Genomic DNA, 20,407 nt, shown 5'->3' on the forward strand with positions numbered 1-20,407 from the left:
GCCCTGTTCATCGCGGCTGCGCCTGGAGCGCAAAGGCCGCAATTCATAATCAATTCTGAAATAGCTGTTTTGCGATGTTTGGCAACAGTTGCGTGATTGAGGGGTACAGCGGCCGGGCTGGATCGGCAGAGGGCGGCGATTTAGTGTGAAAGCGATCCGCTGGTACTCGTCACGGAGCGAGGAGTGTTATGGCCGCGGCTGTGAACACACCTGACATTCTTTCCGACGCCTTCGCCGCCGATCCCTATTCGGCCTATCGCGTCATGCGCAACGAGGCGCCGCTCATCTGGCATGAAGGCACGCGAAGCTACATCATCTCCCGATACGACGACGTCGAGCGCGCCTTCAAGGACGAGGTGTTCACCACCGCCAACTATGACTGGCAACTGGAACCCGTCCACGGCCGTACGTTCCTGCAGATGAGCGGGCGCGAGCACGCGGTGAGACGGGCGCTGGTGGCCCCGGCCTTCCGCGGCGGCGAGCTGCAGGAGAAGTTCCTGCCGGTGATCGAGCGCAACTGCCGCGAACTCATCGACGCCTTCCGGCACGCCGGGCAGGTGGACCTGGTGACGCAGTTCGCCACCCGCTTCCCGATCAACGTCATCGTCGACATGCTCGGCCTGGACACGGCCGATCACGCCCGCTTCCACTCCTGGTACACCGCCATCATCGCCTTCCTCGGCAACCTGAGCCAGGACCCCGAGGTCACCGGGCGCGGGCTGCGTACCCGTGAGGAGTTCGCCGCCTACATGATCCCCATCATCCGGCGCCGCCGTGCCGAGCTCGGCGACGATCTGCTGTCGGCGCTGTGCCGGGCGGAGATCGACGGCACGCGGATGAGCGATGAGGACATCAAGGCGTTCTGCAGCCTGCTGCTGACCGCGGGCGGGGAGACGACCGACAAGGGCATCGCCAGCCTGTTCGCCAACCTGCTGCGGCATCCCGGCCAACTGGAGGCGGTGCGCCAGGACCGGAGCCTGATCCCGCGCGCGTTCGCCGAGACGCTGCGCCTCACCCCGCCGGTGCACATGATCATGCGACAGCCGGCCGAGGACGTGAAGCTGAGCGGCGGGGTGGTGCCCGCGGGCAGCACCGTCACCTGCCTGATCGCCGCCGCCAACCGGGACGAGCGGCGCTACGCCGACCCCGGCACCTTCGACATCTTCCGCGCCGAACTGAAGGAGTCGACCTCCTTCTCCGCCGCCGCGGGGCATCTGGCCTTCGCGCTGGGCCGGCACTTCTGCGTGGGCGCCCTGCTGGCCAGGACCGAGGTCGACGTGGCCGTCAACCAGCTCTTGGACGCCATGCCGAACCTGCGGCTGCTCGAAGGGTTCCTCCCACGGGAGAAGGGCGTCTTCACCCGCGGCCCCGACGCGTTGCCGGTGTCCTTCACCCCCGCGCGGTGACGGCGCCCGGGGCGGGGGAGTGGCTCCGCGGCCCGGCGGTGATCAGGTGGCGGGCCGGTTGAGCGGAAGCGTGGGCGTGAACGCAACCGGCAGCTCGTACAGGCCGCGCATCCACACCGACGGCCGCCAGCGCAGCGTCGAGACCGGCAGGGCCAGCGCCACGTCGGGAAGCCGGTCGATCAGCACCTCCACCGCCGTCTTGGCGATGGTCTCGGCGAGTTCGGGTGCCGGGAAGGGGCATCCGTGCTCGCCGTGCCCGAAGGACATGTGAGCGCGGTTGGCGCCGCTGCCGCTGTGGGAGCGCGGCAGGACCTGCGGGTCGGTGTTGGCCGCGGCGAACCCGAGAACCAGCAGGTCACCCTTGCGGATGAGCCGTCCGCCCAGATGGCAGTCCTGTACCGCCCAGCGACCGATGAAGTTCTGCGTGGGGGTGTCCTTCCACAACACCTCGTTCAGCGCCTCGGCGGCGCTGCTGCGGCCGCCCTGCAGCGTGACGGAGAAGTCGTCGTCGACGAGCATCAGCCGCAGCGCGTTGCCGATCCAGTTGCCGGTGGGCGCCTGGGCGGCGGCCATCACCACCAGCAGATCGATGACGATCTCGTCGTCGACGAGCCGCGCGGAGTGGGCCAGCAGCCTGGAGGGCACGTCAGAGCCGGGATGGGCGTGTTTGTCGGCCACCAGCTGCCGCATCCTGGCGTGCAGCCGCTGATGCGCCTGGGCGGCGTTGTCGTCGACGTCGAGCGAGTCGAAGACGTCGTTGACCAGCGCGGGGATGTCGGCCTCCGGCAGGCCGAACAGCCTGGCCATGACCCGCGCCGGGATCTGGTAGGCGTACTGGGTGAGCAGGTCGGCGTGTCCGTCGCCGGCGAAGGCGTCGATCACCCGGTCGGCGATCTGCGCGCAGGTGGCGGCCAGCTCGGTGCGGTTGAGCGCGTCCAGCGCGTCGCCGATCGCTCCGGCCCGCCGCAGGTGCTCCGCTCCCTCGGCGAACATCACCGACGGCGTCCAGCCGACGTACGGCAGCAGCGGCCAGTCGGCCGGCAGCTGGTCGTAGAGGTTCCAGCGGCGGCAGTCGCGGGCGAACCATTGGGGGTTGGCGGTGATGTGATGCACCTCGCGATAGCCCAGGACGAACCAGGCGGGCACATCGCCATCCAGCAGGATGGGCACGACGGGTCCTCGCCGTCGCATCAGCGCGTACAGCGAAGGCGGATCTTCGGCGATCTGGGGGCCGTAGAAGCGGATGGCGTCGGCAGGGGAGGGACAGCGCGCATCCGGCGACAGGGCGTGCTCGGATGCGGGGGAAACGTCGGTCACGAGGTCTTCTCCCTGAGCAGGACGGTATGCACGCTCACGACGTGCTCGACGAGGGCGATCAGCACGCGTTTGCACGAGTCGCGGTCGCGGGCGTCGCAGTCCAGCAGCGGCACCTGCGGCGGCAGCGACAGCGCGTCACCGATGCGGCCGAGTTCTGGCCCGTGGCCGAAACGGTTGACGGCGACGACGAACGGGGTGCGATGGTGCTCCAGCCGGTCGATGGAGTACCAGGAGTCTTCGAGGCGGCGGGTGTCGACCAGCACGACCGCTCCCAGGCTGCCGGCGAACAGCTGATCCCACACGAACCAGAAGCGTTCCTGGCCGGGGGCGCCGAACAGGTAGAGCACCCGGCGCTCGTCCAGTGTGATCCGGCCGAAGTCGAAGGCCACCGTGGTGGTGCGCTTGGCGACCACCCGGCTGATGTCGTCGACCCCCGCCGCGACCTGCGTCATGACCTCTTCGGTGCTCAGCGGCCGGATTTCGCTGACAGCGCTCACCATGGTGGTCTTGCCCACGCCGAACCCGCCCACGACCACGATCTTCAACGCATCGGTGGCGGTCGCCGGCAACGGCGTGTGGTCAGAGGTTGCGAAGTCCAATGAGCACCTTCTCCAGAGTTTCGAGGTCAGGGAGGGACGCTCGCGTGGGCACGGGGTGGCGGGCGGTGATGTGACCGCTGTCCAGCAGATCGCACAGCAGGATCTTCACCACGCTGACGGGCAGCCGCAGTCGCGCGGAGATCTCCACCACGGACAGCGGCCGCCGGGTCATCCGCAGGATCCGCGCGTGCTCGGACTGCTGTCCCGGCTGGGGATCGCTCTCGGCGACGATGAGCGTGACCGTGTCGAAGGTCCGGTCGCCGGCGCGGGAACGTCCACCCGTGACGGTGTAGAGCCGGTCCGGGTTCTCCCGGTCCAGTGGCCGCCGGCCGTCGCCGCGCGGCTGCGGGTTGTTCCGGTGAGGAGCCGGCTCTCCGATCATGGCAGGGTGTCGTACTGGTCGGTTGTACGCGGCGGCGCGGTGAGGAACGCTCCGATCTGTTCCACCAACTCGTTCATGTTGTGCGCGACGGTCCCGACGTCGGCGTCCTCATCGGCCACCACGGCCAGATGCGCGCCTTCACCGGCCGGCACCATCAGCAGCAGCCCGCCGCCGAACTCCACCATGGCCTGGCCTGATCCGGTGCGATCGCCGAACTCGCCCGAGGCGGCCAGCGCCAGGCTCTGGATTCCGGCGGTGATGGCCGCGAGCTGGTCGGCCTTGTCGGCATGCAGGCCGGAGGCCCAGCACATCTTCAGCCCGTCCCGGGACAACACCAGCACGTGCACGACTCCCGGCGTATTGCCGCGCAGGTTGTTCAGCAGCCAACCGAGATCACGGTCAGCGGCGCTCACTGCATGCGTGGGGTTCATCGAAACGACGGGGCGCACCTTGTCACCCCTTGCCTCCCATCGGCGATCGGATCTACTGCGGGACGGCGTCCTACCGGCCGTCCTCGTGCGGAGGCGGGGAGTCCTGGGATGGTGCTCCCGCATCCGGGTGGACGCTGCTCGCCTGCCGGAACGCCGCCAGCCGCTCCGCGGCGCCGTCCCGTGTCCGCGGTCCCGGCGCCTTCACAGCCGCCGCGGGCGGTTGCGAGGCCGCCAGCAGCGTCTGCCCGCGAGGCCGCTTCGGCAGCGCGGCCTGCTCGATGTCACCGGAGGCCGAGTCGTGCCGGGGAACGACCGTCGTCACGGCGTCGGCGCGCGGCCGCGGTGGAGCCTGGTCGGCCGGCGGTTCCTCCACCCGCGGATACATGATCAGCTGGCGGGGGATCAGCAGCACGACACCGATGCCGCCACGCGCGGAAGGCCGGAGGCTGACCGTCAGGCCGTACTTGCCACAGAGCCGCCCCACCGCGGCCAGCCCCAGGCGGGTGCCGGGCAACATGGTCAGATCCAGCGGCCGGCTGATCAACGTCTCCGCCAGGCGGCGCTCGCGGGAGCGCATGCCCAGGCCGCTGTCCTCGACGGTGACCACCAGGCCGGCGTCCTCGTCCTCCACGTAGAGGTGCACTCTCGTGTTGTCGGCGGAGAACTTGGTGGCGTTGTCGACCAGTTCGGCCAGGGCGTGCATGACGCCCTCGGCGGCGTACCCGGCGATCGCGGCGGTGCTGGCGCAGTGCAGCTGGACGCGCCGGTAGGCGCCGATGCGGCCGATCGCGCCCCGCAGTACGCTCTCCATCACGATGGGCTTGGTCCAGCGGCGGCCGGAACGCCCGCCGCTCAGCAGCGCGATGTTGTCCGCGATCCGGCCCATCTGCGAGACGCGGTGGTCGGCCTCCAGCAGCTGCCCGAAGATCTCCTCCTGCTCTCCGCAGGCGTCCTGCAGCTCCCGCAGCCAGCCGAGCAGGCTGGTCACCTGGGCCTGGATGCGGGCGGCGGCGTCCGCGCAGGCCGCCATGGCGGCCGCCCCCTGGCGGTTGCCGCTCTCCAGCTCACGTGTGATCTGTGCCCACAGGTGTCGTACGGACGGCTGGCTCGGCCGCATCACCTCCGCCAGCGCGAGGTCCGTCGCACCCTGCCCCGCGCGCACACCTTTGACCAGAATTGGAAGCTGCTGCTCGGCCAGCCGGCGCAGCTCGCTGTCCATGGCCGAACAGGCGGTCACCGCCTCCGCCCGCGTACGCCTCTCCGTCTCCAGCGCCTGCCCGAAAACCTGCCGCAACCGCTGAGCGACCGGATGGGACGGCTGCGCCACCGTGGCCAGCGCGTCGGGGACGGTGGCGCCGTGGTGAAGGCGGCGCCCGAGTGCCGGCAGCAGGTCCTCGGCCAGCCATCGCACCTCCTGCTCCAGGAGCTCCGCCGAGGTCTCGACCTGGCGCGTGCGCTGGCGTGCGAGGCGAGCGGCCGTCGCGTGAAAGGCGGCGACGCCGATCGCCGCGGCCGCGAGGGCCGCCATACCGCCGACGCCGGCCGCGGCCCTTTCCGCTGGGGAGATCTGCGCGACGAGCCACACGCAGACGCCGCCCAGGACCAGCGCTGCGACGGCGAAGAAGAGCAATGCTCGTTTTACGGGTGACCGCGAGCGTTGAGGGGCATGTGCTGACATCAATCAGATCCTCATGCTGATATGGGAGATGGCAAGCAAATGTCAGGGAGCGCGTCCCGGTGTGACTGTCCGGCCGGAATCAAGTCCAAACCGTAGCATCACATCAAATGCCAAGGAATGCACTTGCGGCATTCTCGTGATGACAGTGACGGCCATTCGAAAATGTCGCTAGCGAGGTCGTCCCAATTCCGACAAGCTGGACAATTTCTGCATTCAAGGACATGAGTTGACATATGTTATTTGTAATCGTAAATAGAGATCGCTCCCTCAGCTTCCATCCGCTGATCGCCGACATCCAGGAGCACGGACATCAGCCTTCCTCGCCCATGAGCGGCCAGCCACCGGATGTTGATCTAAAGGAAGGCAGCGTGGCTGATCCGGGCGGTCTACCGAGGTAAGCGGCAGGCGTCATGTGGACCAGGCGCCGGCGTTGCGGAGACCCCGCCTCGGCTGACGAATAGAGGGTGTGCGCCACGGATAGGCGTGGAGGAATCGACGAAGGAAGTGATTCATGGCCGGTGGCGCCGAAGGAGGTTGACGGCTTGAGTCGTATCCATTCCCGCCTGCCGCTGAGTGAGGGTTGGTTTGGGATAGACGCGCCGGTTTCCGCTGAATACAGGGATCTTGGGACGGGTGAGCTGGTGGCCCCCGATCCCGCGAGTTGGAGTCGTGAGGAACTGCTGGCTGCGCCGGCCGAGCGAGATGCTGTGTTCGATGGGCCCAGCTCCGGCAGGATCGTGGGATGGCTCCGCGGCTGCTGTACCTGATTGTCTAACGAGCATCCGGCTGGATTGCGCTGCTCGCCCGATCACAGGCGTCCAAAGACGTAGAGATCCTGGTGTTGCGGCATCAATTGGCTGTGCTCCGCCGTCAGGTCGCTGCTCCCCGGCCGTCCTGGGCGGACCGGGCGATCCTCTCCGCGCTTGCGCGGCTCCTTCCTCGATGCCGTCGATGTCACCTGTTCGTCACACCGCGGACGCTCCTGAGCTGGCACGCCGACCTGGTGAAGCGACGTTGGACCTACTCCAAGAATGGGCCGGGACGGCCATCGATCCGACCTGCCATTCGCGCCCTGGTGCTGCGCCTGGCCGCCGAGAATCCGGACTGGGGATATCGGCGCATCGCTGGGCAGATCGCCGGTCTGGGCCGGAGGGTGTCCCCGCCACCGTGTGGGCGATCTTGAAGAGGGCGGGCTTCGATCCAGCGCCTCGGCGCGGCGGTCCGACCTGGGCTCAGTTCCTCAAGACTCAGGCGTCCGGGATTCTTGCCCGCGACTTCTTCAGCGTGGAGACGGTCATGCTCGCGCGGCTGTACTGCTTCGCTGTGGCCGAGCACGCCACGCGGCGGGTGCACGTGCTGGGGGTCACGGCGAACCCAACCGCCGGCTGGGTCGCCCAGCAAGCCCGTAACCTGATGCTCGACCTGGGCAATCGAATCGGTGACTTCCGATTCCTGATCAGAGTACCGGGACAGCAAGTTCACCGCTCTGTTCGACGTGAGCCCTTGCCATTGCCGCCAGTGATCGCCTGCCTGCGATCACTGGCGAAGTCGGGAACGGTACTCGCCCGGGGCCATGCCTCGGGCCCGTCGGAAGGCACGGCTGAAGGCGTGCGGAGAGGCGTAGCCGACCGCGCCGGAGATCGACTCGACCGGCTCATCGGTATCGCGGAGCCGGATGGACGCCAGGTCGATGCGCCACCGTGTCACGTACGCGCCCGGCGTCTGCCCGAGAGCGGACCGGAAACGCCTGGACAGCGTCGCCCGGGAGACGCTCGTCGCGGCGGCCAGGGTCTCCGTGGTCCAGGGGTGTCCCGGTTGGGCGTGGACACACGCCAGGGCGTCGCGCACGACCGGATCACGCATCGCGCCCAGCCATGAGCCGGACTGCTCCTCCGGGTGGCGGGCCAGCCAGGCGCGTACGAACTGGACGAGCAGAAGGTCGACGATGCTGTTGACGGCGGCGGTGGTGCCGATCTGCGGCTGTGCGAGCTCTGCAGCGAGAAGTTCGACGGTCCTTCTGAGCTGCGCGTTCTGGCGGGCTGTGACGTGCATCGGCCGGGCGAGGGAGGTAAGCACCGGTGTGCTCACCTCCGTGTCCTGCTCATAGTGCAGGACGATCACTTCCGTCCGCACCGGCGCCGAGCCCAGCCGCAGGGCTCGGCCATCAGCAAAAGCCCGGGCCGCCGCCTCACGGTCGCAGGAACCCATCGTCACGCCGGCGCCGCCGGATATCCCGTGTGCGGTGCCCGGCGGCATCAGGACGGCGTCTCCGGCCTGCACCTGAATCGGTTTCTCGCCTGTGACGCGGAGCCACATCGTGCCGCGGGACACCACGTGCAGTGCCGCTCCCGGATAGGAGTCCAGCCACAGGCCCCAGGTTCCTCCGGCCTTCAGCATGACCCCGAGCGCCCCACGCGCACCCGAAACACGCAAGACCTCCGCCAGCACATCCATGGGTCCATTCTCGTCCACCGCCGCCGGCCGCCCACTGGCGGGCGGCGGCGCACGTGCCCTCGTTCACAGCTTCAGGCCACGTCAAGAACGACCTTTCCGTGCACCTTCCGCGCGAACAGCGCCTGGACGGCGTCGTCCACGTCCTGCCAGTCGCCTCGCAGCCCGACCGGTGCCGAGAGCCTCCCGGCGGCCATAAGGCCCAGCAGGTCCGTCAGCTCCCCGCTGGTCGGCGCCATGTCGCCGTAGGTGGCGATGCTGCGGGGTTCGCCGAAGCCGAACAAGGCCCCGGACGGGAACGTGGTCTCCTGCCCCGAGGAGTAACCGACCAGGTGGATGGTGCCGCCCTCGGCGAGGGAACTCCACGCCTGGGCCACCAGCGGCCCGCCGACCGTGTCCAGGACGAGGTCGAACCGGTTCTCGGTCTCGGCCAGGTCGGTCAGGACCTCGTCCGCGCCGAGTTCGCGGAGTCCGGCGGCCCGGTCCGGGGAACCGACGAGTGCCGTCACCCGGGCGCCCGCCAACGCCGCCAGCTGGACGGCGAAGTGCCCCACGCCCCCGCTGGCGCCGGTGACCAGGACGTTGCGCGCCAGCAGGGAACGCTTGCGCAGCACCCGGAGTGCGGTGACTCCGGCGATCCCCAGCGCGGCGGCGTCGGCCAGGTCCACGCCCTCGGGGACGGTGCCGAGCGAGGCGGAGCTGACTGCCGCCCGCTGCGCCCACGCGTGGGGAGCCATTCCCACTGAGACGCGCGTACCTTCGGGCGGCCCCGAGCCGTCGGATGCGGCGCGCACCACGACGCCTGCCGCGTCGTGACCGTGCACGGCGCCGGCCGGCCACTGGTGCACGTAATTCAGCTCTCCGAAGTTGAGACCGATGTGCCGTATCTCCACCAACGCCTCACCGGCGGACGGTACGGGCTCATCGACATCGGCGAACCGGATGGGCCCGGCGTCGCCGTGAGCGACCACAAGGGCGCGCATATGGTGTGCTTCCTTCTCTTGTGAATACGCCGGAACACCCGGCGCGGCAGCGGATGAAGTGCGCGAATGCCGCACTGCCGCCTTCTTGGAACCCTACGCAGGACCGGAACGGCGACCCAGTCCCGCGAGAATCAATAAGTTGACGATCTGTGTCAGCGCGACTCGCGGCGTGTCGCCCTCGCACCCATCCGATGAATGACGCTGTGACGGGCGAGGGCCTGCCCGACAGTGCCATGATCTTGAGGCGTCAGCGCTTCCGGCCGCGGGGTCGCGTTCGGCGACGTGCCGGGCGACCGCATCGACGCCGGGGCGGGCGTACCGCTCCAGGGAGCGGACAGAGACGTGGCGGGAGCGGGCCAGAAGTATCGCCGCTGCCGGTGGGCGTTTGATGGTGTCCTCGACCGCCAGCGGCGTGTTCCCGGACAATCGACCGCCTCCGCTCTTGCGGTACCCTGCCGCCTACTCGGACCGTCTCCTACGCCGCTTCCTTGCCTTTCACGGGGTGCGGCGCAGGTTCCGAGGCGGCGGGCACCCTTGGCGCGCAGGGCCTGGATCGCCTCCTCGTCGTCTCGTCGAACAGCGTCGCCGATCGCCGTAACTCCGTCGCGCCCGCGGGAAGGGCTGGGCCGAGTGCGGCAGCCAACGACGCCGCGGCGACTTCGAGGCCGAAGGCTCTGCGTCCGATGAGGAGTGATGGGAGTCTGGTTGTGACATGTGCTACCACAGGAGTGGGGGAATCGGGGCAGGGGCCGGCGATCAGTGATGAGCGGGTGCGGGCGAAAACGTGACGTCCGCCGCACTTGGGAGATCATTTCACTGGACGGATCATGTGCAAGATCCAATCGAGCAGTGGCGATGGGGACGGTTGAGGAGTTCCTGTCGTGGTGCCTGGCCGCGTTCGGTGCTGGGCTGCGAAGCCGGGGGAGCGCTGCCGCCTGACGAGCGCCCGGCCCGAGTGCTATACATGGATCTGCCACAAAGATCGCGGTTGTTGAGGCAGGTATATGGCTTCCGAGGACGAGGGTCTCCGTGGTTTCGGGGAGGCGGCCCGCGGGCTGGTGGGTGCCACGGTCGGCGCTGACGGCCTGCTTGAGCGCGTGCGCATCGCCCCGCGGGCGCTCCGGCTCGATTCCCAGGAACTGGAGGAGCAGGTGCTGGCCGCCGTGCGGGCCGCGCAGCAGGACCGGCTCGCGCGAGGCGGGGAGCCCGCGGACGACCTGCCACCTGCCCTCGCGCCGGAGACCATGGCGAAGCGGCTTGACGAATTCGAGGCCGAGGCACTGGGCCGCTTCTCCCAGATGAACGCCTCACTCGACGATCTGCTGCGGCGACTGGAGGGACCGTGAGCGAGATCCCGGACTACGTAGTGCACAACAACGACGGGCGGACCAGGTCTGGGCACGCGGGGCAGGTGCTGGCCGAGGAGCACGAGGAGTTCAACCGGTCGCTGGGCTCCGCTGTGGCTGCCGCCGGGCTGCTGCCGTACGTCGGGATCGCGCTGGAGGCGCTGATGCGGAACATGCTGGAGGAGTCCGAGGACCTGCACGGTCGCACCCGCCTGACGGCCGACGGGCAGATCGTGATGGCCAGGAGCAACGCCGACGTCGAGCTGGCCAGCATCCAGCGCGCCGAGGCCGTGCGCCGGATGCTGGCATGAGCGACGACCCACTGGTCGCGATGGGCGCGCCCCTGCTGCCGGTCGAGCAGCCGCGCGACGTGCCGGCTGACGACCATCTCACGCTGCTGGCGCGGGGCGCGGGCTTCCATCGCGGCCGAGGGGCCGAGATGGCGATTGCCCAGCGGCCCGCCCGCGACGAGGCCGGCCCGGCTGCGCAGGCGTTCGGCGCGCACACGGCGGACACCGCCACACGGGCCGCTGACCTGGGCCGGCGGATGGATATCGCGTCCGGCGGAGTCGAGGCGGCGGCGCTGGTCGCGGCGGCGGGCGGGGCGGCCTACCTGTTCTACGCCGCTTACGCCGGCATCGCCCGCCAGGTGGCTCCCCAGTCGGTGCCCGCCGTGCAGGCCGCTGCCCTGCGTACCGACGGCCAGATGCAGCTGGCCATGCGTAAGATCGCCGAGGCGTTCGACCGGCTGAAGAAGCAACCGTCACGGTCGGGCGGGTCGGCCCGCCTGGGTGGTGGGCCGGCCTCCGAGAACATCGTCCGGCTGCACCTCGACGCGGTGCGCGGCTCACTGGGGGCCGCGCAGCGCGCTGCCAAGCAGGCACGCGGGACCCTGGAGGTGAGCCACGTCCGCATCAGGAACGCGATCGTCACCGCGCAGTCCCGCCACCCGCACAGCGTGGGCGACTACACCGTCCGCTACACCGGCGACTGGAACCGGCATCCCTTTCTGTCGCCCGCCGACCGGGAGGCCATGGTGGCTGCCCGCGACGGCCTGCGCGAGCAGACCGAGCTGGTCGGCCACGCGGGAGAGCGACTCGGGGTGGCCCGCCGCCAGATCGACGACAATCTCGCCGTGACGCGTGGAGAAGAGGCCACGCGCTTCCGCCAACTCCGGTTCGAGGCCGACGGCCTGGCCGGCGAACACGAACGGCTGGGCGAGCGCCTGCGGGTGCTCGCCCAGCGCTACGACGGCCGGGAAGGCTCCCCCGGCTAAGCGTGTTCTTATCGTCCTGTGGGGTTCAATTACAGGATTCGTGAGCTTGTCACTTGAAGTGACAAGCTCACGCGGTGTGGAGGTATTCGCCCATCATGCCGAGAACTACCGGTTTCCGGCGGATGGATTGCTGGTCGTCGAGGTCGGTCACATCACAATTTTCGAGCAGGACATCACGTGCCAGGAGATCGGCGTGGTGCCCGCTCGTGACCGCCCCGCCAGCTCCCGGTTGCTCTCCATCGCCTTGAACGCCGGGCTCTCCTGCATCTTCAGCCGGATCACGAGCGCCACGGCGATCAGCACCACGCTGAACAGGAACGGGACGCGCCACAGCCAGCTGTGCACGAGATCCTGGTCGAGCGCGCTGAGCACGGCGAAGATCCCGGCGCCGAGGAGCGTGCCGCCCTGGATGCCGACGTACGGCAGCGCGGCGAACATTCCGCGGCGCGCCCGGGGGGCGAACTCTGAGACCAGCGTCATCGCGCCCGCCTGTTCGGCTCCCGCGCCGAGTCCTTGGAGGATGCGCAGGCAGATCAGCAGGATGGGGGCGGCCACGCCGATCGACTCGTACGTCGGCAGGCATCCGACCAGGAAGCTCGCCGCACCACGAGGGTACGATGCCAACGCAGGATCGTCGCCGGGGTGACCGGGAACACCTCCGCCCACCGGCGGCGGCGACAACGCCGCCAGCCAGAGCCGGTCGGCGTGATCCCACCGCGGCCGGCCGCCGAGCTGACGGCGGAGCACCTGATTCTCGTGACGAAGCACCAGCAGCTCAACGTCCTTCGGCAGATCAGCGCGGATCAGAACCGCCAGCAGGCCGAACAAGCCCCTCACCAACCGGTGGACAAGCGATGACAACACCTTGGGATGGTCGCAGCAGCCGTTCCGAGCGCGCAGCAATCCCAGCTCACAGTACGAAACCGGATTTCCGAGCGGGACACGGTGGCGCTCCATGCGGAGGCCATACAGCAGGTCGGGCCCGACTGCGCCGAGGGCCAGACGTCTCGTAGCGCTGCTTTATGGGTTTTGTCTAGAGTGTCCCGCACCTGAGCGTGTCAGACGGGGGGAAGCGTGCAGTTCTATCTGGCTCGCTTGCTGGCCCAGATCACGTTGCTGGGGACCTGGTGGACGCCGGTCCTCGTCCTCAGCCTCGTGTTCGTGACCAGTTGGCCGCTGATGGCCCTCGCGGAGCCGGCGGGCAGCGCGATCGCCGACCCGGCCAATTACTGGTGGTATTTCGTGGTCACCGCCGCGACCGTCGGCTACGGCGACCTGTACCCGGAGTCGGCGGCGGGCCATGCCGTCGGCGTGTACGTCATCGTCGGCGGCATCGCGACGCTGACGACCGTGTTCGCCAGGCTCTCGACGTCACTGGAGAAGGCGAAGGGACGAAGGATGCGGGGTGTGGTCACCGTGGAGATGTCAGGTCACGTCGTGCTGCTCGGCTACACGCCGGGACGTACCGAGCAGATGGTGGACGAGTTGCTCGCCGACGGTTCGAGCCGCCTCGTGCTCTGCGCGTGGGACGACGTGGCGACGCACCCGATGTCGGACCGCGACGTCGCGTTCGTCCGCGGTGACCTGGCCGACGAGGGCGTGCTGCGCAGGGCTGGGGTCCATCGGGCGTACAGCGTGCTGATCGACGTCCGCGACGACAACGAGGCGCTGACGGTCGCGATCACCGCCGACCACGTCGCCGGCAGCGCCCATCTCGTCGTGGCGTTGCGCGACCTCAGCAGGGTCCGGCACCTCCGCTACCTCGATGAGGCCGTCCGCTGTGTCCAGTGGCACAACGCGCACATGATCACCGAGGAGCTGAAGGACCCCGGCATCACCGAGATCTACACGCAGCTGATGACCCACGGCGGTGCCGACACCTACTCGGTGCGGCTGCCGGAGTCTCTGGGACCGGTGCTGGTCGACCGCTGCCAGACCGTGCTCGGCCGGCGCTACGGCGCCACGATGCTCGCCGCCCGGGCCGGCGACGTGCTGACGGTCAACCCGGGCTGGGGAACCGAACTGCCTGCGGGGGCCTTGCTCTATTACGTCGGCTCCCGCCGCCTCGCCGCCGCGGAGATCGCGAGCGCCCTGCGCGACGGTTCTTCCTAGGGCCCCCTGGTGCCGTGATTCGAAGAGCGTGTAGAGCGCACCCGCTCGGCCGGCGCGATGCCACCATGATGCTTCAGCACCGTGAAAACCGACCCCGGAGGCTTGCCCAGTGCCCGGGAGAGATCGGGGGTTGAGCCGATCGTCCTGGCCGGCTTTGCCCTGCCACGCCGGTCAGGCCGGTGATGCGGGCGGATGCGCCATGAGCGGGTGCCCGTCAGCGCGGGGAAACGATCGTCGTGGTGCCGTGCGGGCCGCGAGCGTGGTCCAGGAGCGTTCGCTGGGCGAACCGGGCGAGTTCGAGCGTGGCCGGTGACAGGGTGTGGCCACGGCGGGTGACGAGCGCGATCGTGTCGTACATCGGTTCGGCGAAAGAGGTCACGTGCAGCCCGGCCGGGAAGGTGTGGCTGGCGACCGCCGCCCGGCACGCGAAGGTGTCACCTACGCCGGCCCGGACCAGGGTCAGGGCTGAGGCGAGATGCTCGACCTCGATGAGGGGCTCGACGGTGACGCCCGCGAGCCGGGCCCGGGTGGCCAGCTGGCGGCGGGCCGGGTCGGTGTCGCCGTAGTGGGCGTCGTAGAAGATCATGGGGGCGGCCGCCACGTCGGCGACGGTGCGCGGGCAGGCGGCGCGGCCGGCGTCCGCGGTGATGTAAACGACCTCGTCGCGCACCAGCGGCGCCACGGACAGGCCCTCGTTGTCCACCGGCAGCGTCACCAGCCCGGCCTCGATCTCGCCTCTCTGGACGGCGGCGGCGGTCTCGGCGGAGTTCTGGCCCACGAGCCGCACCCGGACCGAGGGGTGGCGGCGGTGGAAGTGCAGGGCCAGCTCCGACAGAGCGTAGAACTCCGCGTTGCGCAACAGGCCGAAGGTCGCCGTGCCGCCCTCCAGGTCGCGCAGCGCGCGCACGGCCGTGGCGCCCTGATGGGCGGCGGCCAGGGCGCGCTCGGCGAAGGGCGCGAGCTCGTCGCCCGCGTGCGTGCTGACCAGGCCCCGGCCCACTCTGCGGAACAGTTCCATGCCGAGCTCGTCCTCCAGCCGGCGCACCAGCTCCGAGACGGACGGCTGGGTGAGCTGGAGGCTGCGGGCCGCGGCGGTGAACGAGCCACCTCTGCGTGCTTCCAGGAACGCCTGCAGCTGTTGCAACGTCATAGGGAAACCCTATCGATCGGACTGGATTCGTCCCCGTTGTGCGATGGCTTGCCGGCCCCTAAACTCCGTGGAAATCACCTCTGACCAGCAGCAATGGTGCCATTACGGGTAAAGGAGAGGCATGCGGAGGATAGTCAAGGGTGCGCCGGCGAGCGTCTCCATGGCGGCGGGCGTGGATCCCCGTACGGTGGCCGCCGAGATCATCGACGACGTGCGGCGGAACGGGGATGCTGCGGTCCGCGCCCACTCCGAGCGGCTGGACAAGTGGGCGCCGGAGGAGTTCCGGCTGAGCGAGCGGCAGATCGAGGAGTCGCTGCGCCGCGTGGACCGGCAGACCCTCGCCGACATCAGACAGGTGCAGGCGAACGTGCGCGGGTTCGCCGAGCGGCAACGGGCCTCGCTGCGCGACTTCGAGGAGGAGACCCAGCCCGGTGTGCTGCTCGGGCAGCGGTGCATCCCGGTGGGGGCCGTGGGCGCGTACGTGCCGGGCGGCCGGTATCCGCTGCTGGCCTCGGCGCACATGACGATCGTGCCGGCCAAGGTCGCCGGTGTGCCGAGGGTGGCCGCCTGCACGCCGGCCACCGGCGGCGACCTCCCGCACGCCACGATCGCCGCCATTCACCTGGCGGGAGCCGATGAGATCTACCTGCTGGGCGGTGTGCAGGCGGTGGCGGCGCTGGCGCTCGGGACGGAGTCGATCCAGCGGGTGGACATGTTGGTGGGGCCCGGCAACGCGTACGTCGCCGAGGCGAAGCGCCAGTTGTTCGGAGAGGTCGGCATCGACCTGTTCGCCGGGCCGACAGAGGTGCTGATCGTGGCCGACGAGAGCGCCGACCCGTTCGTGGTGGCGGTGGACCTGCTGAGCCAGGCCGAGCACGGCCCCGACTCGCCGGCGGTCCTCGTCACGACCTCGGCCGGCCTCGCCGAGGCGACGCTGCGCGAGGTGGACGATCAGCTGGGGAAACTGCCCACCCGCGACGTGGCCGGGCCGGCCTGGCGGGACCACGGCGAGGTCATCGTGGTGGACGACCTGGAGGAGGCGTTCGCCGTGGCGGACGAGTACGCCAGCGAGCACGTCCAGGTGCTGACCAGGGAGCCGCGCCTGGCCCTGGACCGGCTGCGCAACTACGGGTCGCTCTTCCTCGGCGATCGGACGTGCGTCTCCTTCGGCGACAAGGTCATCGGCACCAACCACGTGCTGCCCACCAGGGGAGCCGCCCGCTACACGGGCGGGCTGTGGGTCGGCATGTACGTCAAGACCGTCACCTACCAGGAGGTGACCACCGACGCCGCCAGCGCCTATCTCGGCGAACTGTGCGGCCGTGCCGCCCGGGCCGAGCGCTTCGAGGGACACGCACGCTCGGGCGACCTGCGGGCCCAGCCCCGGGGACATCGCCCGGCCTGGGCTTGACCGGCTGGAGGATCCATGTCGCAGACCATCGTCCGTACCGTACTCGGTGACATCGACCCGGCCACGCTCGGGCACACACAGCCGCACGAGCACCTGCTGAGCGACTTGTCCCGGCCGCTCCCGTCCCGCTCCACGGTCGGGGAGCGGGCGATCGACAACGCGCCGATCACCCTGGAGAACCACTACCGGGTACGTCGCCGGCACACTTCCGAGGATCTCCGTCTCGACAGCGTGGGCGTGGCCGTGGACGAGCTACGGCACTACGCGGAGGCGGGCGGGAGCGCCGTCGTGGACGCCACCAGCATCGGGCTCGGCCGCGATCCCCATGGGCTGGCCGCCGTGTCCCGGCGCAGCGGCGTGCACGTCGTCATGGGCTGCGGCTTCTACTACCGCGACTACCACCCGGCCGACGTGACGACCAGGGACCGGGACGACCTGGCCGCGGAGATCGTCTCCGACGTCCGTACCGGCGTGGGCGGCACGTCGATCAGGGCGGGGATCATCGGGGAGATCGGGCTCAGCCACCCGCTGCACCCTCAGGAGGAGAAGGTGCTGCGGGCCGCGTGCGCGGCACAGAGGGAGACCGGCGCGGCCCTGATGATCCATCCCGGTCGCGATCCGCGCTCGCCGGGGCGGGCGCTCGACATCTTGGTAGCCGAGGACGTCGACCCGGCTCGGGTCATCATGAGCCACGTCGAACGCACCGTGTTCTCCGCGCCCGAGATGCGGGCCATCGCAAGCAGCGGGTGTTACGTCGCGTTCGACCTCTTCGGGCAGGAGTCCAGCTACTACTCGCTGGCGCCGATCGACATGCCGAACGACGCCACCCGCGTGGATCACATCGTGGATCTGATCGACGGCGGCTACGCGTCTCAGATCCTCATCTCGCAGGACATCTGCCACAAGACCAACCTGGTGCGTTACGGCGGTGAAGGATACGCCCACATCCTGGAGCACGTCCTGCCGCTGATGCGGCGAAAGGCCGTCAGCGAGGCCCAAATCGCGCAGATCACCGTGGCCAACCCCGCTCACGCGCTCGCCTTCGCGGGCTGATCGCCAGCCGAAAGGATTCACCCCCTCCATGATCCGCGACTTCATCAGCCCGGGTGGCACGACCGCCGCCCAGCGGCGTGTGCTGCTCGGTGCCGGCACGGGCCAGTTCGTCGAGTTCTACGACTTCGCCATCTACGGCTTCTCGGCTGTAGCCATCGCCAAGGCCTTCTTCCCCAGCGAGAACCCGGTCGCCGGCCTGCTGTCGGTCTTCGCCGCGTACGGTGTCGCGTTCGTCGCCCGTCCGCTGGGCGGGCTGTTCTTCGGAGTGCTCGCCGACCGGGCCGGTCGGCGGACCGTCCTGTACGCCACGCTCCTGTGCATGGGCGTGGCCACCGCGCTCATCGGGCTGCTGCCCACGCACGCCGCGGCCGGGATCATCGCCCCCGTCCTGCTCGTGGTGTGCAGGCTGGCGCAGGGCTTCTCGGCGGGTGGCGAGGCGGTCGGCGCGCCGTCGTTCGTGCTCGAACACGCGCCGTTCGAACGCCGCGGCACGTGGATCGGCATCACGATCGCCGCCTCCGCCGCGACGTCCGTGATCGCCCTGGTCATCATCATGGCCATCTCCGAGGCGGTGTCGGACACGGCCTACGCCTCGTGGGGGTGGCGCGTCCCCTTCCTGCTGGCCCTGCCACTCTCGCTGATCGGCATCTACATCCGCCGCCGCACCGAGGAAAGCCCGGTGTTCCAGGAGCTCCAGCGGGACAACGCGGTCGAGGCCAGCCCGGTGCGGGGCAGCCTGCGCGGCAACGGCGTCCGGCTGGGGCAGATCTTCGCCGTCATGGCGCTGTCCGGTCTGGGCTTCTACGTCCTCGTCGGCTACTTCGTCACCTATCTGCAGACCGTCGTCGGGATGAGCCTGCTGCAGTCGCTGGCGGCCAACGCCGTGGCGCTGCTGTCGTTCTCTGTTCTGCTGCCGATCGGCGGCCGGTTGTCCGACAGGTTCGGCCGCAAGCCGATGCTGATCATTGGCGCGGCGGCGGTCGCGGTCGTGGGGCTGCCCGCGTTCATGCTCGTCACCAGCGGCTCGTTCGGCACCGCGGTGATCGGGCAGCTGTTGCTGGCCGCGGCGCTGTGCACCTACGGTGGCGGCAGCTACACCTTCTTCGTCGAGTTGCTGCCCGCCGCGACCCGCGTGACGGGCGCCGCCATCAGCTACAACGTGGCCTTCGCCCTCTTCGGTGGCACGGCGCCGTTCGTGGGCACCTGGCTGGTCGACATCACCGGGACCGCCGTGGCGCCCGGCTACTACCTCGTCGTGGTGGCCCTCGCGGCCCTCGCGGTGGCGGCGACGACTCCCGAGACGCGCGTCGAAGGGCGGTCCGGCGTGAGTGCCGGACACCGGCGATGATGGCGGTATCCGCGCCATATATCGGGAGATAGCGGGGAATCGACGCGAGGCGTCGATCGTGATCGATAACGTGCTGGGATGAGTGAAGCGTTTCCCCGGCATGTGCTGTGCGTGCTCGCCTCCGGGCTGGGCCTTTCGGAGATGGAGCGGGTCGCGGCCGGCTTCGGCGGGTTCGTCCTCGACCGCGAATACTCCGAGGCCGAACCCGACCCGCGGATGCCGGAGGCGTTCGAGGCCGGCCTGGCGGCGGCCTCGTTCGACGAGGCGGACCGGGCCGCGGTGGAGTCCCACGACACCGTCGGCTACCTGTTGTCCGCGCCGATGATGCGGGAGCTGGCGGCCGACACTTCGCGGCGGCTGCTGGCGGCGACGGCCGCTCTGCTGCGGTCCGGCGCCGCGGCGGTGAAGAACGAGAGCAGCGGGATCGCGCACGGCCGGGACCGCTGGCTCGCGCTGGCCGATCGAGCGGCCGGCGCCGAGGACGAGGACCTGGCCGACGCGCTCGTCGCCGCCTGGGTGAAACGGCCGATCTACGACGGCCAGGTGCTCTACAGCTGCGGCATGCACCTGCTCGGCGCGCCCGAGGTGGAGATCGAGGTCGGCGGGGAGCCTCCGGCGAAGGACGAGCTGCCTGAGCTGGTCGCGCACCTGGACACGCTGGCGATCTACCTCCTGACCGATCCGCGCGCGGAGGAGATCGAGGACGGCGCCGGCTTCCGGATGACCGAGGACGCACCACGCTGGGTGCTGCGCACCGGCACATGCGACCGCTATGACGAGGACGATCTGTTCTTCAATCCGTACGGATATGTCCGGCTGACTCACGCCGGGTGAAGCCAACCGTTTCCTCATGAATTTGCCGGTCGCGGCGACGAGGGCTAAACGCGGTATCAGTCACGGTCACGGGTTCACATGTGATCTCGCAAAGTTTCTTGATTGTCCGTGTCGGGGTGGCGCACGGTGCCGTGGCGGATTCGGACTTACTTTCAATCTTGCTTCCTGTTAGGGGCGCGATCGAAAGGAATTATCATGCTTCGTCGTACTGTGTCAGGCGCGTTCGCACTGACAGTCGCCGGTCTCATCGCGGCAGCGGTTTCTCCCGCGCACGCTGAAATCCGGGGCGCGCACACGCGCGCGGCGACGTTCTCCGCCACCGCCGCCGCCATCATCAACTCCGACGGCAGCCTGAACAAGGGCCTGAACGTCGTCAGCTCCTGGCGGGCGGCCACCGGCCGGTACTGCGTTCGGCTCGCCTCTTCCGTGCAGGCGCCCAGCGCGCTCGTCCTGCTCACTCCACGTGAGCCGCGGCGAGTGCCGCACATCGCCTACCGCAACCCGTCCGCGACCTGCTCGGGGCAGAACAACACCATCACCGTCCACGTCTACGACACCAATACGGGACACCTGGCCAACGGCGGATTCGATCTGCTGGCACTCTGATCAGTAGGCGCATCGCCAGGCGAA

19 protein-coding genes are annotated in these 20,407 nt (G+C 69.4%); 10 read left to right on the top strand and 9 right to left on the bottom strand.

All coding sequences use genetic code 11. The features are described 5' to 3' along the window. Nucleotides 1-188 precede the first annotated feature (188 nt). Entirely contained in the window at nucleotides 189-1,406 is a 1,218-nt protein-coding gene (locus tag ACFPZ3_RS62295) for a cytochrome P450 (protein WP_379523860.1), read from the top strand. A gap of 42 nt (nucleotides 1,407-1,448) precedes the next feature. Here ACFPZ3_RS62295 and ACFPZ3_RS62300 read toward each other — a convergent pair whose 3' ends face one another. From ACFPZ3_RS62300 to ACFPZ3_RS62330, 7 genes are all read right to left on the bottom strand, one after another. Continuing rightward, complete coding sequence (locus ACFPZ3_RS62300; protein WP_379523861.1) at nucleotides 1,449-2,723, bottom strand: cytochrome P450; 1,275 nt, start codon at nucleotides 2,721-2,723, stop codon at nucleotides 1,449-1,451. Further along, complete coding sequence (locus ACFPZ3_RS62305) at nucleotides 2,720-3,322, bottom strand: GTP-binding protein (protein WP_379523862.1); 603 nt, start codon at nucleotides 3,320-3,322, stop codon at nucleotides 2,720-2,722. Before ACFPZ3_RS62305 ends, ACFPZ3_RS62300 begins: the two co-directional genes overlap by 4 nt. After that, entirely contained in the window at nucleotides 3,303-3,704 is a 402-nt protein-coding gene (locus tag ACFPZ3_RS62310) for a DUF742 domain-containing protein (RefSeq protein ID WP_379523863.1), read from the bottom strand. Before ACFPZ3_RS62310 ends, ACFPZ3_RS62305 begins: the two co-directional genes overlap by 20 nt. Continuing rightward, nucleotides 3,701-4,135, bottom strand: coding sequence for a roadblock/LC7 domain-containing protein (locus ACFPZ3_RS62315; RefSeq protein ID WP_379523864.1), 435 nt, complete (start codon nucleotides 4,133-4,135; stop codon nucleotides 3,701-3,703). The genes ACFPZ3_RS62310 and ACFPZ3_RS62315 overlap by 4 nt, the downstream gene beginning before the upstream one ends. Nucleotides 4,136-4,205: 70 nt before the next feature. Continuing rightward, nucleotides 4,206-5,765 (bottom strand): sensor histidine kinase, encoded by a 1,560-nt coding sequence (locus tag ACFPZ3_RS62320; RefSeq protein ID WP_379523865.1) that lies wholly within the window; start codon nucleotides 5,763-5,765, stop codon nucleotides 4,206-4,208. Nucleotides 5,766-7,349: 1,584 nt separating this feature from the next. Next, nucleotides 7,350-8,267, bottom strand: coding sequence for an AraC family transcriptional regulator (locus ACFPZ3_RS62325; RefSeq protein WP_379523866.1), 918 nt, complete (start codon nucleotides 8,265-8,267; stop codon nucleotides 7,350-7,352). Nucleotides 8,268-8,338: 71 nt separating this feature from the next. Further along, nucleotides 8,339-9,247, bottom strand: coding sequence for a zinc-binding dehydrogenase (locus ACFPZ3_RS62330; RefSeq protein WP_379523867.1), 909 nt, complete (start codon nucleotides 9,245-9,247; stop codon nucleotides 8,339-8,341). A 1,004-nt stretch (nucleotides 9,248-10,251) separates the two neighbouring features. On the opposite strand from ACFPZ3_RS62330, the gene ACFPZ3_RS62335 reads away from it, so the two are divergent. Genes ACFPZ3_RS62335 through ACFPZ3_RS62345 form a run of 3 tightly spaced genes read left to right on the top strand, consistent with a single transcriptional unit; the run spans nucleotide 10,252 to nucleotide 11,869 of the window. Further along, entirely contained in the window at nucleotides 10,252-10,593 is a 342-nt protein-coding gene (locus ACFPZ3_RS62335) for a YbaB/EbfC family nucleoid-associated protein (protein ID WP_379523868.1), read from the top strand. Continuing rightward, nucleotides 10,590-10,904: a hypothetical protein gene (locus ACFPZ3_RS62340; RefSeq protein WP_379523869.1), complete on the top strand. Its 315-nt coding sequence runs from the start codon at nucleotides 10,590-10,592 to the stop codon at nucleotides 10,902-10,904. Before ACFPZ3_RS62335 ends, ACFPZ3_RS62340 begins: the two co-directional genes overlap by 4 nt. After that, complete coding sequence (locus ACFPZ3_RS62345; protein ID WP_379523870.1) at nucleotides 10,901-11,869, top strand: hypothetical protein; 969 nt, start codon at nucleotides 10,901-10,903, stop codon at nucleotides 11,867-11,869. Before ACFPZ3_RS62340 ends, ACFPZ3_RS62345 begins: the two co-directional genes overlap by 4 nt. Nucleotides 11,870-12,016: 147 nt before the next feature. Here the strand turns inward: ACFPZ3_RS62345 and ACFPZ3_RS62350 are convergent, their stop codons facing one another. Next, entirely contained in the window at nucleotides 12,017-12,706 is a 690-nt protein-coding gene (locus tag ACFPZ3_RS62350; RefSeq protein ID WP_379523871.1) for an MFS transporter, read from the bottom strand. A gap of 237 nt (nucleotides 12,707-12,943) precedes the next feature. On the opposite strand from ACFPZ3_RS62350, the gene ACFPZ3_RS62355 reads away from it, so the two are divergent. Continuing rightward, nucleotides 12,944-13,981: an ion channel gene (locus ACFPZ3_RS62355; RefSeq protein ID WP_379523872.1), complete on the top strand. Its 1,038-nt coding sequence runs from the start codon at nucleotides 12,944-12,946 to the stop codon at nucleotides 13,979-13,981. 214 nt (nucleotides 13,982-14,195) lie between these two features. On the opposite strand, the gene ACFPZ3_RS62360 is transcribed toward ACFPZ3_RS62355, so the two are convergent. Further along, nucleotides 14,196-15,131, bottom strand: coding sequence for a LysR family transcriptional regulator (locus ACFPZ3_RS62360; protein WP_379523873.1), 936 nt, complete (start codon nucleotides 15,129-15,131; stop codon nucleotides 14,196-14,198). Between the two features lie 121 nt (nucleotides 15,132-15,252). Between ACFPZ3_RS62360 and hisD the strand changes: the two genes are divergently transcribed. The 5 genes from hisD to ACFPZ3_RS62385 all read left to right on the top strand — a co-directional run bounded on the left by hisD (nucleotide 15,253) and on the right by ACFPZ3_RS62385 (nucleotide 20,383). Then, complete coding sequence (hisD, locus tag ACFPZ3_RS62365; RefSeq protein WP_379523874.1) at nucleotides 15,253-16,542, top strand: histidinol dehydrogenase; 1,290 nt, start codon at nucleotides 15,253-15,255, stop codon at nucleotides 16,540-16,542. Between the two features lie 15 nt (nucleotides 16,543-16,557). Continuing rightward, on the top strand, nucleotides 16,558-17,595 hold the full coding sequence (locus ACFPZ3_RS62370) for a phosphotriesterase family protein (protein WP_379523875.1): 1,038 nt from the start codon (nucleotides 16,558-16,560) through the stop codon (nucleotides 17,593-17,595). 28 nt (nucleotides 17,596-17,623) lie between these two features. Continuing rightward, nucleotides 17,624-18,943, top strand: a complete 1,320-nt coding sequence (locus ACFPZ3_RS62375) for an MFS transporter (RefSeq protein WP_379523876.1) — start codon at nucleotides 17,624-17,626, stop codon at nucleotides 18,941-18,943. A gap of 78 nt (nucleotides 18,944-19,021) precedes the next feature. After that, entirely contained in the window at nucleotides 19,022-19,777 is a 756-nt protein-coding gene (locus ACFPZ3_RS62380; RefSeq protein WP_379523877.1) for a hypothetical protein, read from the top strand. A 195-nt stretch (nucleotides 19,778-19,972) separates the two neighbouring features. After that, on the top strand, nucleotides 19,973-20,383 hold the full coding sequence (locus ACFPZ3_RS62385; RefSeq protein ID WP_379523878.1) for a hypothetical protein: 411 nt from the start codon (nucleotides 19,973-19,975) through the stop codon (nucleotides 20,381-20,383). Nucleotides 20,384-20,407 lie beyond the last annotated feature (24 nt).

The organism is Nonomuraea insulae (assembly GCF_042656245.1).